The sequence below is a fragment of the Nostoc sp. 'Peltigera membranacea cyanobiont' 213 genome, from assembly GCF_002245975.1.
Classification (GTDB): Bacteria; Cyanobacteriota; Cyanobacteriia; order Cyanobacteriales; family Nostocaceae; genus Nostoc.
This window is the reverse complement of record NZ_NOLI01000049.1, coordinates 1-11239: the sequence shown is the minus strand read 5'-3', so window position 1 is coordinate 11239 and position 11239 is coordinate 1. Positions and strand designations below refer to the sequence as shown.

The 11239-nt window shown below is 43.0% G+C and carries 13 protein-coding genes, 3 tRNA genes and 1 pseudogene; 7 read left to right on the top strand and 10 right to left on the bottom strand.

Translation table 11 applies throughout. The features are described from left to right. Positions 1-4 precede the first annotated feature (4 nt). Positions 5-463, bottom strand: coding sequence for a type II toxin-antitoxin system VapC family toxin (locus CDG77_RS15455; protein WP_094330235.1), 459 nt, complete (start codon positions 461-463; stop codon positions 5-7). Next, a complete protein-coding gene (locus CDG77_RS15450) occupies positions 460-726 on the bottom strand; it encodes a FitA-like ribbon-helix-helix domain-containing protein (protein WP_094330234.1) in 267 nt (88 codons plus the stop codon). Before CDG77_RS15450 ends, CDG77_RS15455 begins: the two co-directional genes overlap by 4 nt. 179 nt (positions 727-905) lie before the next feature. On the opposite strand from CDG77_RS15450, the gene CDG77_RS36535 reads away from it, so the two are divergent. From CDG77_RS36535 to CDG77_RS15435, 3 genes are read left to right on the top strand one after another with little or no spacing between them, the layout of a single operon-like run. Beyond that, positions 906-2042, top strand: coding sequence for a hypothetical protein (locus CDG77_RS36535; protein WP_181154352.1), 1137 nt, complete (start codon positions 906-908; stop codon positions 2040-2042). A gap of 4 nt (positions 2043-2046) precedes the next feature. Further along, positions 2047-2412, top strand: coding sequence for a hypothetical protein (locus tag CDG77_RS15440; protein WP_094330233.1), 366 nt, complete (start codon positions 2047-2049; stop codon positions 2410-2412). A gap of 7 nt (positions 2413-2419) precedes the next feature. Then, complete coding sequence (locus CDG77_RS15435) at positions 2420-3178, top strand: hypothetical protein (RefSeq protein WP_094330232.1); 759 nt, start codon at positions 2420-2422, stop codon at positions 3176-3178. A 78-nt stretch (positions 3179-3256) separates the two neighbouring features. On the opposite strand, the gene CDG77_RS15430 is transcribed toward CDG77_RS15435, so the two are convergent. Both CDG77_RS15430 and CDG77_RS15425 read right to left on the bottom strand, forming a co-directional pair. Beyond that, positions 3257-3341: transfer RNA gene (locus CDG77_RS15430), tRNA-Ser, on the bottom strand. Between the two features lie 131 nt (positions 3342-3472). Then, positions 3473-4393 carry a TIGR04168 family protein gene (locus tag CDG77_RS15425; protein ID WP_094330231.1) on the bottom strand — a complete coding sequence of 307 codons (921 nt, stop codon included), beginning with the start codon at positions 4391-4393 and terminating at the stop codon, positions 3473-3475. A gap of 149 nt (positions 4394-4542) precedes the next feature. Between CDG77_RS15425 and nadA the strand changes: the two genes are divergently transcribed. The 3 genes from nadA (at position 4543) to CDG77_RS15410 (ending at position 5886) form a co-directional block, all read left to right on the top strand. Next, positions 4543-5517, top strand: coding sequence for a quinolinate synthase NadA (gene nadA / locus CDG77_RS15420; RefSeq protein ID WP_094330230.1), 975 nt, complete (start codon positions 4543-4545; stop codon positions 5515-5517). A gap of 123 nt (positions 5518-5640) precedes the next feature. Beyond that, positions 5641-5726 (top strand) — tRNA-Tyr (locus CDG77_RS15415). An 88-nt stretch (positions 5727-5814) separates the two neighbouring features. Beyond that, positions 5815-5886, top strand: a tRNA-Thr gene (locus CDG77_RS15410). Positions 5887-6170: 284 nt separating this feature from the next. On the opposite strand, the pseudogene CDG77_RS15405 reads toward CDG77_RS15410, so the two are convergent. The 4 genes and pseudogenes from CDG77_RS15405 to CDG77_RS15390 all read right to left on the bottom strand — a co-directional run. Further along, positions 6171-6398: pseudogene (locus CDG77_RS15405) on the bottom strand (IS630 family transposase); the annotation flags it as partial. A gap of 279 nt (positions 6399-6677) precedes the next feature. Beyond that, positions 6678-6914 (bottom strand): 2Fe-2S iron-sulfur cluster-binding protein, encoded by a 237-nt coding sequence (locus CDG77_RS15400; RefSeq protein WP_094330229.1) that lies wholly within the window; start codon positions 6912-6914, stop codon positions 6678-6680. A 37-nt stretch (positions 6915-6951) separates the two neighbouring features. Beyond that, a complete protein-coding gene (gene cobQ, locus CDG77_RS15395) occupies positions 6952-8436 on the bottom strand; it encodes a cobyric acid synthase CobQ (RefSeq protein WP_094330228.1) in 1485 nt (494 codons plus the stop codon). 236 nt (positions 8437-8672) lie between these two features. Beyond that, positions 8673-9077, bottom strand: a complete 405-nt coding sequence (locus CDG77_RS15390; protein WP_094330227.1) for an Npun_F0494 family protein — start codon at positions 9075-9077, stop codon at positions 8673-8675. 194 nt (positions 9078-9271) lie between these two features. Between CDG77_RS15390 and CDG77_RS15385 the strand changes: the two genes are divergently transcribed. Beyond that, positions 9272-9709 carry a peroxiredoxin gene (locus tag CDG77_RS15385; protein ID WP_094330226.1) on the top strand — a complete coding sequence of 146 codons (438 nt, stop codon included), beginning with the start codon at positions 9272-9274 and terminating at the stop codon, positions 9707-9709. A 195-nt stretch (positions 9710-9904) separates the two neighbouring features. Here CDG77_RS15385 and CDG77_RS15380 read toward each other — a convergent pair whose 3' ends face one another. Next, positions 9905-10300, bottom strand: a complete 396-nt coding sequence (locus tag CDG77_RS15380; protein ID WP_094330225.1) for a hypothetical protein — start codon at positions 10298-10300, stop codon at positions 9905-9907. 33 nt (positions 10301-10333) lie between these two features. Next, complete coding sequence (locus CDG77_RS15375) at positions 10334-11224, bottom strand: ABC transporter permease (protein ID WP_094330263.1); 891 nt, start codon at positions 11222-11224, stop codon at positions 10334-10336. Positions 11225-11239: the final 15 nt, after the last annotated feature.

Below are 11239 nucleotides of genomic sequence, written 5' to 3'. Positions count from 1 at the left end.
GTAATTATGTTGACTCCAACGGCGGAACCTCGAAGTCATTAAACGAGGAAACATTGTAAGACGAAGCTGCTAGAGCTTTCACCAGCTTACCGTCGAGAGTCAGTAAAGTAGCACCTACCTGCTGTGAAAGTGCAACATAAGAGCCATCGTAGGCGGAGATTCCATAATTTAATGCGATCGCAACTGCATCCGCCATCAAATCAGCCGTGGAGACAACACGCAACGGAAAAGCTTTGAGACTAGCTAAATTCCCTTGAATCAGAGAAACATCGTAACTACCTGCACGAGCATACTTCCACAAAACGTTTGCACACTCAATGTAAAACAGGTCAGGTACAAAGATTTCTGTTTCGGGATAGGCAAGGTGAGCAAACAGTTGATTAACCTTGGCTGTTAGCGGATCGGGAATAAATTGCTTAACGGACACACTAGCATCCACAACGCACCTAACAGGAATTGTCATCTGTCCCGATCTTCTCTAATCATGGCAGTGCTGTCAGGCCATTCGATATCAGTTGGTAGCTTTTCACGGCGAAGACGGATTTCCTCTAAAAGTTTTGGCACATTCTTTCGTCTTTCTTCTTCTGTTTGCTGTGCTTCAGTTTTTAAAGCTTGTTCTAACAGAGTTATAACTTGGGCGTTAATGGAACGGTGTTCAGATGCCGCTAACTCTTGCAGCTTTGCATACAAATCATCGGGTAAATTTCTTACATAAAGGGTAGCCATCGCTTTACCTCAAAGTAGAATTTATCAAAATGATAGCATAATGCAAGCAAAGGGTGAAGGGAGCAATCGCTTTTGAAACAAATATCAAAACTAAATACTTAAATTAGACGCTATCTTAGTATGCTCTGAGTGCTAATATCACTTCCACTTAGTAAAATTGACCTCCTCAAAAAAATTCTATGAGCATTAACGCTTTTGTGGATTATGGCTTCCCTTCTGGCAGAGATTTTTGCGTACAATTTTTGTCTAGTTCGGAGTTTAAGGCTGCAACCCTCAGAGAAATTGCTCCGTCAGCTACGAGTAAAGAAAAGAAAGAAAAAATAGCTTTATACATAGCTGATTCTCTTGAAAAGGGTGAACTTACTACAGACAAAGTTCTACTAGCCTATGTCAAGCAGCCAAGGATGTGGTTGAGCATCAAGCAAGGACAGAGTGCCCATACACCTAGTTTAAAGTCGCCCGCTTTGCTATTAAGAGAATTTGGTGAAGAGGGCTGGTATGGCCCTATTCAAGAGACTACGGGATTAAAGAAATGGTATATTCGCACCTATAAGATTCCTGATTACATCCGCAGGAGGACTGGTGAAACTAGTCAATTTGAGGAATGCAATATTCGTTGGTCTGTCATTGCTGAGGTTGGTCATAATTATGTTGCTTTATCATGGGAAGGCTTCTCATTTACTCCACGCAGTGATGAACACACAGATAAATCAACGCAGTTTCCTTTCTGGTTGTATATTCCGGCATTCTTCGATCAATTAGCTGATTATCTGCAAGGTCAATGGGTTCACCCCAATCTTCCTCGTTTAGTTCTGCATGAAATGTGGAACAAATATCTCAACAAATCTATCAATGATTTTCACTATAAATGGCAGCACTTGCGGATAAGAGCAGAATCTGCAGGGGTGGCTTTGAATGCTCATAGTTCTGGAGTACACGAAATTGATGCGAGTGGGTTACAGGCACTCTCTCGACAATTAGCTGAATCTGCACTAGAGACACTTGGCTTTACAGATGATATAGAGAAAATCAGTAATGTTGAAAATGCCCTTTTGCGTACTCTGCTCAAAGAATGGGGCACTAAATCTTATGAATTCAGTCTAGACAGAGAAGTCAATTTGAGGGAAGCTGACACTGAAGGTTCAAAAACCAAAGCCCAATTAGAAAAGCTTTTCAAAGCACATTGTTACTTTGGACTCAAACCCGTTTCTAAAACCCAAGATTCTCTTCAGCACCTAAAGTGCCATTCAGGATACTATGGAGGGAGTACGGGTGTACTAAAGTTTCTTCTAAGGGAACTTGGACTTCGAGGCTAAGGCAATGGTCAGCGTGATTTGTAAAGGACGTTTAGATTTCCTATCTGGTGAGCAAAGGGCTGAACTGAGTAGGCACTTTCAGGAACCATCAAAAACGGCTATGCCACACCAGCTTGCCGTCAGATTGGGATTGGAATACTTTGAAGCGCTTGCAGTCATAGCTGTTCTCGAAGCTGAGGGACTCTGTGAAAATCAGCTTCTCATTTATCATAACTGTGACCCAGATGTGCCAGCAGGAGCAATTCCCTATGGTCAAGGCTTTCCCAATTTGCCTTGGGTTTGTCCATTTTGTGAAAAGAGTGTTGAAGACTACAATGAATTGTCCTTTGATATTATGGCAAAGTCTATGCATTCAATCGAATTTCTCTAATTAAGGTATGCCCAGTCAAGAAGAGTTAGTTCAATCAGCTCTCGATACTCTGGCACTTCTTAACAGAGACGACCCAGCATCAGATAAGTTAGCATCTTTTTTGTACACCGTAAAAGACCCAAGACTTTCACAATATCTAGAACAACTCAAAGACTTTACACAACTGAAAAATCCTACACTTCCACAAAGTAAACAAGCAGGTGAGTTGCTTGAGCAAATTGTCTGTCTTGTCTTTCGTGGACTTCAAGGAGCCACAAGCTTCAAGAGCTTTCAGTCAGCAGGGCCTCAATACGATTTTCTAGTTAGTGGAGATCAACCAGCTTGGTTATATGTTTGTCATCAGCTCTATCTTAAAGAGAATCAAAGAGGCATAGTTGTTGAAGCAAAGGCAACCAAAGATCGCTTGCCTGACAAACAGTTTGCGCGATTATGCAGCATCTTAGACTTAAATCTCTCAAGCACAGTCGGACTAGGAATATTTTTTACACTGAACGGAGCAGCAGGCTTTCCTCAATCAGGTGATGCTAGACAGAGAGCAATCAGTGACTGTAGATTACGTCAAGTAATTTTTCATGCTAAGACCCAAAAAAGAATAGTTGTCTTAGACAAAAATGACATTTTTGAGTTAGGTAAAAACGGTTCTCTAATTCAGATACTTGTTAGAAAAATCCGAGATTTAGACGAACTGAGTGGTCTTCCAACTCCATCAGTTGAGCAAACAGAGGAAATAGATTTGCCCGATCACTTAAACCAACTATGGGTGTGATACAAAATTTTGTATCAGCTTCCTGCTGAACTAGTAAGCAATAGCGATTAACCAATATCTAATCTCCAAACTATTCAACGGAGAGGGGGAGATTCGAACTCCCGGAGGTTTTAGCCTCATCCGATTTCAAGTCGGACGCAATCGACCACTCTGCCACCTCTCCAGTAAATCTGTCAAACTTGTGCTTATCCTAGTTTCAGACGCTATTCAGGCGCTTTTGTTGGTTAGCACTAAACTTGACAGATCATACTATACCCTATTATCTACGCAGATTGCACTACTGGATGCGAATGTCTACGACACAATCCGCGATCGCTCGTACAAAATTTCCCCCTTAGCTACCTGAAAGTCATTCCCCACCCAAACTAGGGAAACTTGCGAAACCACACCCGCCTCTAGGGTGACAATGGAAAAATTACGCAACTTCTCGCTGTCATTTTCCACAATCCTGGGGACACTAGCCGCATTTAAGTAAATTGTCCCCTCTGGACTTCTAAAGATGGGTTTGCGCTGCACCTTCTTGGTATGGCGTAAATCTCGGTGCATGTGACCAAATGTTACCAGAGGAATGGTTTTACCAGCAGTCAAGGCATGAGAAATCGCCTCGCCAAAATCTGGATCGCCAAAATCGCCGCCAATTGGGTGCCAGTCTTTGCCGCAGGGGTCTTCGGGGCGATCGCCTAACCCACTAGGCCCATTGTGACCCAAAAATATAATTGTCTCGTAAGCGGCGCTTTTGATCGCTTTGACGATGCGATCGGCAGATTCTTCCAAACTCGTCACACCGTAACGTTCTTTACAAATTTCCGCGAATTTCCACTCTGGGCCACCCCAAGTAAAGGGACGACCCCCCACTACAGTTAAATTCCAAGCGGGAAAATCCAACTTACCGTAACCGACATGGGACGAACCTAATAAATCGAGTTGTTCCTGTACCCAGTCTTCCTTAGAGCGGTCATAAGGAGCCTTTTTGCGTCCCCATTCGGTGGCGGTATACCAGGCATCGTGGTTGCCCATCACGGCTGCTTTGGGAATATCGAGAGATGCGATCGCTCTGACCACTTCCACCGATTCATTGCCAAAATCCCCGACAAACAGCACTAAGTCAACACCCAAATGCTTGAGTGCAACGCCATCTTCCACTTCCCATTGGTCGTGAATATCTCCAACTACAGCAATTTTGAGGTTTATCGATTGAGTTTTCTGACTGGTCATGCCACTTTCCTTGCCGTCTATCTCCAGGATATGAAACTCAGCCCGATTTGGACACAACCCCAAAATATCAACCGTCCACTATTTTTGGTAAAAACTACTATAATTGAATCCACAGGACATACATTTGCAACATAAAGCACCCTTAAACTGTGTTTACCACTGCACTAGCTCAACGAGAAAACACCCAACTGGGTGAACTACCACTAGATTTGTTTGCCGCGATTCAGAGTCTCAAAAAAGAACTCAACGCCGTTATCCTGGCGCATTATTATCAAGAGCCAGATATTCAGGATATTGCCGACTTTATTGGGGATTCATTACAACTAGCAAGAGCCGCCGAAAAAACCAATGCGGATGTGATAGTCTTTGCTGGCGTTCACTTCATGGCCGAAACAGCAAAGATACTTAATCCCGATAAATTAGTACTTTTACCAGATTTGGATGCTGGTTGTTCTTTAGCAGATAGTTGTCCACCAGAGGCGTTTGCAGCTTTTAAAGCAGCGCATCCAGATCATATAGTGGTATCTTACATCAACTGTTCTGCTGATATCAAGGCGATGAGCGATATTATTTGCACTAGTTCCAACGCTGTGAAAATTGTCCAGCAGATACCGAAAGAACAGCCGATTATTTTTGCCCCAGATCGGAATTTGGGGCGGTATGTGATGGAACAGACGGGACGAGATTTGGTGCTATGGCAAGGTAGCTGTGTTGTCCATGAAACCTTTTCGGAAAAGAAAATTGTCCAGTTAAAAATTGCCCATCCCGAAGCAGAGGCGATCGCACACCCAGAATGTGAAAGTAGTGTATTGCGCCACGCCAGCTTTATTGGCTCTACAGCCGCTTTACTCAAGTATTGTCAAAGCAGCCCCACCAAAGAATTTATCGTTGCGACAGAGCCGGGAATCATTCACCAAATGCAAAAACTAGCTCCTGACAAGCACTTCATTCCTGCACCGCCGATGAATAACTGCGCTTGTAACGAATGTCCGTTTATGCGGTTAAACACCCTAGAAAAGCTTTACTGGGCAATGAAAAATCGCACTCCCGAAATCACCATGTCAGAGGATATTCGCCTTGCTGCACTGCGACCAATGCAACGAATGCTGGAGATGAGCGTGTAACCAGTATTTTTATCCAGATGGTAGAGACGCAATTTTGTTGCGATCTCTACCCACAAGTTATTTTTTCAAACTACTTGCTAATTATAAAAGGTGGTGCTAAGATTTTAAATCGTGAGACAAATCGGGTCGGTGTCCGAGTGGTTAATGGAGACGGACTGTAAATCCGTTGGCTAGCGCCTACGCTGGTTCAAATCCAGCCCGGCCCACCACTTACGAAGTTATAAGTTATAATGACTGGGTGAGCATCAAAACCCCCAGCATTTTAACTTTTAGCTGATAAAATTAGATGATAGTTTCGCCCGTGTGGCTCAGTGGTAGAGCACACCCTTGGTAAGGGTGAGGTCACGAGTTCAATCCTCGTCACGGGCTTTTTAAAGTATAGAAAAATCAATGATTTGATCCAATTGGATGAGTTGGCTGCACTCTATCCGAGTCTCATTGCAGATGAGAAATTGCGTAAAAGTATTAGTTATCAAAATAAGATTGATCGTAAGCTAGTCTGATATAACTACTGTCATTCTCTGATTTCATCATGTATATCAGATAACTACTCGCGCCATATTCGCCTGTAATGGCTCTATTTTGAGTTTCAGTTAAAAATCTATAGAATCTCATATAGGCTATTTATTTTAGAATAATATGCTATGGCAATCCTAAGTCATTCGTGAGAAAATACCATATTCATCAAGCTTAGGAAAGTCAAAAATTTGACCATCAATTGCAAACTCAAATAACCCCTTAACAACAGAGAAAGAATAACAGAAAAAGTAAAATTCTCGAATCAATCTTTTTGCTTGCAACCAGATATCTTCTACAGGGTTCTGTTGTGGGGCGTTTGGGGCAAACCTCTCACAATTTACCAACCATTGTTCTGCCTCTAACAATAGCTTCAACAGGATTTTCGCCACGGGAGATATTGAACTTGACCTTCTAACTCTCCTTTCCACCTGAGTCGAAAACAGTATCTCTTGAGAGTATTGCCGTTCACTATAAGTCTCCAAAAGCTGATTCATCCGCGAAGAGTTAAAAATTTCTTCCATCAGTCCTCGCATCATTACAGTGACTGGACTTGCCTCTACAAATTCATCAAACACGGGAGATAGCATCGGTCGTTAAGTAGTGTTCTCGGTAATTTCTCATTCTCAATGACAGGGGCGACATTACCAAGTTGGATCGCTAAACAAATTAATCGTCAATTCCTCGCGTGGCGGGACTGCGGTGATACAAGCGCGGATGATTTCTCCATCGTCTAACTCGACGGTACAAGCGTGACAAGACCCCATGAGACAACCGGTGGGAATAAATACCCCAGCCCGGTCTGCTACATCCAAAATGGCTTCTCCCACTTCGGCATCTACTGTAATATCATCTGGTAAAAAACGGACGCGAACAACCATTAATAATTCGTATTGAAATTTCCGCTTAGAGCCTAGCTTAAGACAAAAATGGAGTTAAGTCTAAATGACTTTCGACTTCAGTGGCTAAGGAATCTAAAATCTGCTCTCGCTGTTCGCGGTAGTTAGCAACACCGGTGGGCAAAGATTTTAAACCGCGCTGTTGACGGAGGCGATTTAACCAAGCGCGTCGCCAAGGACCATTGTCAAAAAGCCCGTGGAGGTAACTACCCCACACTGATTGACAACTATCTACTAATCCTAAATTAATATCGTCAAATAGGGCATGGTAGGATTGAGGGTCTACACCTTGCTGTTCGATGCGCGATCGCCCTTGGTGAATTTCAAAGCCATTGACTGGTAAGCCTTGTTGTGGATAATTTGAGCTAACTTGGCGCTGGCGGGCGATTTTTTGTCCGGTAATTACAGTTCTAATTGGTAAAAGATTTAACCCCTGAAATCTGCCAGCTTGCCCTTCTATCCCTTCTGGATCGGCGATGATTTGACCGAGCATTTGATAGCCACCGCAGATACCTAAAACAGTACCCCCAGAAGCCGCATAGTTTTGAATAGCTTCTGCCATACCGCTTTTTTGCAGCAGTAGTAAATCAGCAATTGTGGTCTTTGTACCTGGAATAATTACGGCATCAGGATGTCCTAAATCTTGCTTGGGACTGAGATATTTTACTGAAACCGTGCTTTCTGATTCCAGTGGATCAAAGTCGGTGAAATTGGCAATTCTTGGTAAGCGGATAACGGCAATATTGAGGTCAGTTTGAGCTTTACTCGACGACGATTGACGTTCTAGCAAATCAAGGGAGTCTTCGGTCGAAAACACATCTTGCATGTAAGGTATAACACCGACAACAGGAATACCTGTCCGTTCTTCTAACCATTTTATTCCCGAATCTAGGAGCGATCGCTGTCCTCGAAATTTGTTAATTACTACACCCTTAATTAGAGCGCGTTCATCTGGTTCCAATAACTCTAAGGTTCCTACCACATGGGCAAAAGCACCACCGCGATCGATGTCAACTACTAACATCGTTGGCGCATTCAAATATTTTGCCACCCGCATATTAGTTAAATCGCGGTGCTTAAGGTTAATCTCTGCGGGACTACCGGCACCTTCACAAACCACCATGTCAAATTCTGTTCCTAAATGCTGTAGCGATTCTTCAATTGTCTTCCACCCCAGGTCAAAATATTGCTCGTAGTAATCTGAAGCACTCACTTTACCTACAGACCTACCTTTGATAATTACTTGGGAAGTCATATCCCCTTGGGGTTTAAGTAAAATTGGGTTCATTTCTACCCAAGGTACGACTCCCGCAGCCCAAGCTTGTACTGCTTGGGCATAGCCAATTTCTCCCCCATTGGCAGTTACATAAGCATTTAAAGCCATATTTTGACCTTTAAAGGGAGCCACCCGCCAACCACGCCGTGACAGAATCCGACAAATAGCTGTAGTTAAAAGTGATTTCCCTGCATGGGATGTTGTCCCCACCACCATAATTGATTTCATATTTTGTTATGAGTTAGTTTTTCAAGATACAGAGTGAAATTTTAGGAGCGAACAATAAACGAACAGAGCTACATGAGGGAGCAGGGGAAGAAGAAATCATCACCATGTCCCACGCCCACCATTAGCACCACAAATTTAAATTAGATGATTATGGTAAAGACTTCATGAAAAGATGTGATGTTTCCGTGTATATTGTTCCCTATGATTGCCTAATCCTAACTCTTTGGTTTTTTATTCTAAAAGGGTATCCGCAACCAACGAATCACAGCATCAAATAAACGATCGCGCCATGAAGGTGTCCGCCAATTTTTTCCCTGGTATTGTTCCACTAACTGACGACCCAAGGGAGTGAGGCGAAAACTATCTGTAATCCCCTGACCATCGACTTCTCGCCGCAATACACCCACTTGAATCAGCCAACCCAAGGCGTTATCACAGGCTAATTCTGATAAAGGGCGCTTAGTATAGCCTTGCTTGAGTCCATTGTCTAAGGCGATCGCAGTTAATGAAACACTCTGGTGTCCCATAACTTCAAATAAAGATAAATTGAAGGGTGAACACACTAGCGATCGCTCGGCTCTTTCTACTGTGCTTTGAGGATAGACAAAAATATTTGGGTTTTGGGAATCAACAGCAGCCATTGTGTAGGGGTATAAATTTTTCTTCTAAGAAAGATTAATTCAAGAATATATTTTTTCTTGTACCAAATACCTCATTTAACCAAAATTAGTTACCTAAAGTATAGTTATGCTATTTTTTAGTAATTATATTTAATCATTATAAATTAATGTAAAATTTCAAGTGCATCAACAATCTGAAACAGGAAAGGTTTATTATGCCTCTAGCAGTTGGTACGGATGCACCTGCATTTACCGCCAAAGATACAAACGGCAACACAGTCTCGTTATCTGACTTTGCTGGTAAGACCGTTGTTTTGTATTTTTACCCCAAAGATGACACGCCAGGCTGCACCAAACAAGCCTGTAGTTTTCGGGATGCCCAATCTAAGTATCAAGGTAAAGATGTTGTAGTGTTAGGAGTCAGTGCTGATGATGAGGTTTCTCATCAAGCATTTACCCAAAAATACAATTTGAATTTTCCCCTACTGGCTGATTCCGACAAATCCCTCATCACAGCTTTCGATGTGGATGGCGGCGGTTATGCCAAGCGCGTCACCTATGTAATTGACCCCAACGGTAAAATTACCCATGTTGACACTGCTGTAAATACTACCACCCATGCTGGCGATATTTTAGCTGCACTTGGGCTGTAGTTTTTTACCCCAATAACTAAGGATTTTTGAAATAGTCTCAATCCCAAGCTCTAATAATCTGTCAAGTTGAAATTGATGGGTAAACAAGTTAGTAGTAAGGACTTTAGTCCTTATTTTCTAAGCACTAAAGTCCTTACTACAAACCCACAAAACTAGCTGACAAAGTATTAGAGGCTTGGGGTTCTTTGTTTGATTTCAGTTACCTGACGGTAATGGCAGCGTAAACGATGGCTGCGTAACCGATGGCGAAGCGGGGGTTGCTTGTTGTGGTTGACCTCCTTGTTGAATTCGTTTTTGTTGACTTGCTCTAAAGACTGCTGCGGCTGAGTCTAATTGTTCGTTTTTTTGGTTAGAATCCCAGTTGAGACTCCCGAAATTCGCCCGATGAATCAGGTCAAACATGTTGAAATTGTCTGAGTTTGAGCGAGCGAAGGGATCGGTATTTTGGTCTGTTGTACTATTGCTAGGAAAAGCATCCGTTGGGCTACTGATTTGAGCCGAACTGGGTTGAGCCATGAGCAAGGAAGCAAAGCTGATTCCTGCCACGGTAGCTACAAAGAGTCTAGTAATTTGTAAAAATGGTTTTTTCATGGGATTTTGACCCTAAAATTTCTCTATTTTATCTTAAGCAAGAGTCCGACGCAGTTGGGGTTGAATGCTCAATAAGGCGACAAGGGCAAAGCCAAACAACACTAGCAATGCTCCCCCAAAGGTAACATCACCCCAAGGAGCTTGCATTACGATGCTACCTAATCCCCAACTACTGTGGAGATACAGATAGCGAATGGGTTCGATCGCATAGCTGAGAGGATTCAGGGTAGCCACAACCTGTAACCACTGAGGCATGAAGGATAAAGGAGCCAAAGCAGTACTAGCAAATAATAATGGCAGGTTGGTGACAAAAATTACTGCAATCAATTCAATGTGTCCGGGTAGGGCGAAAGCCAAGCCGAGAGAGATGGCTGTTACACCCAAAGCTAAGAGCAAGACAATGAGAGCGATCGCACTTAAACCAACTGCATCGGGTAGTCCAGCGCCCAAAAATGCTGCTGCCGCTACAATCACGGCTGCTTGCAGCAAACTTTGGCTGATGATGAAGATTGCCGAAGCGAAGACAATAGAAAACCGCGATGCTAACGGTGCTACCAGCAAACGATTCAAAAAGCCGAACTCACGGTCAAACATTACGGGTAAACCAGCATTCAGCGCCCCGGCAAAGGCTGTAAATACAATAATACCGGCAGCTAAAAATTGTCCGTAATTGGTTGTTGTATTGCCAAATATACCCTTGGGGGCATTTTGGAACAAAGCACCAAACAGTATCAACCACATGACTGGCTGAATAATTCCGGCAACCAAAGATGAGGGACGACGTTGCAGCTGAATAAACAAGCGACGAGTTAAAGCCAACGTCTCTTGTATCAATTCAGCGTAAAAGTTAGGTGCAGCATTAGCATCTGCTTGTGGCAATGTTATCGGCTGCCAATTGATATCAGTTTTAGGAGTAACGCTCATAATTGGGGATTGGGG

Bases quoted from the DNA above. Each gene is read 5' to 3' on its own strand.
- CDG77_RS15455 (WP_094330235.1), bottom strand. From the start codon at position 463: ATGACAATTCCTGTTAGGTGCGTTGTGGATGCTAGTGTGTCCGTTAAG.
- CDG77_RS15450 (WP_094330234.1), bottom strand. From the start codon at position 726: ATGGCTACCCTTTATGTAAGAAATTTACCCGATGATTTGTATGCAAAG.
- CDG77_RS36535 (WP_181154352.1), top strand. From the start codon at position 906: ATGAGCATTAACGCTTTTGTGGATTATGGCTTCCCTTCTGGCAGAGAT.
- CDG77_RS15440 (WP_094330233.1), top strand. From the start codon at position 2,047: ATGGTCAGCGTGATTTGTAAAGGACGTTTAGATTTCCTATCTGGTGAG.
- CDG77_RS15435 (WP_094330232.1), top strand. From the start codon at position 2,420: ATGCCCAGTCAAGAAGAGTTAGTTCAATCAGCTCTCGATACTCTGGCA.
- CDG77_RS15425 (WP_094330231.1), bottom strand. From the start codon at position 4,393: ATGACCAGTCAGAAAACTCAATCGATAAACCTCAAAATTGCTGTAGTT.
- CDG77_RS15400 (WP_094330229.1), bottom strand. From the start codon at position 6,914: ATGGTTGTTCGCGTCCGTTTTTTACCAGATGATATTACAGTAGATGCC.
- cobQ (WP_094330228.1), bottom strand. From the start codon at position 8,436: ATGAAATCAATTATGGTGGTGGGGACAACATCCCATGCAGGGAAATCA.
- CDG77_RS15390 (WP_094330227.1), bottom strand. From the start codon at position 9,077: ATGGCTGCTGTTGATTCCCAAAACCCAAATATTTTTGTCTATCCTCAA.
- CDG77_RS15385 (WP_094330226.1), top strand. From the start codon at position 9,272: ATGCCTCTAGCAGTTGGTACGGATGCACCTGCATTTACCGCCAAAGAT.
- CDG77_RS15380 (WP_094330225.1), bottom strand. From the start codon at position 10,300: ATGAAAAAACCATTTTTACAAATTACTAGACTCTTTGTAGCTACCGTG.
- CDG77_RS15375 (WP_094330263.1), bottom strand. From the start codon at position 11,224: ATGAGCGTTACTCCTAAAACTGATATCAATTGGCAGCCGATAACATTG.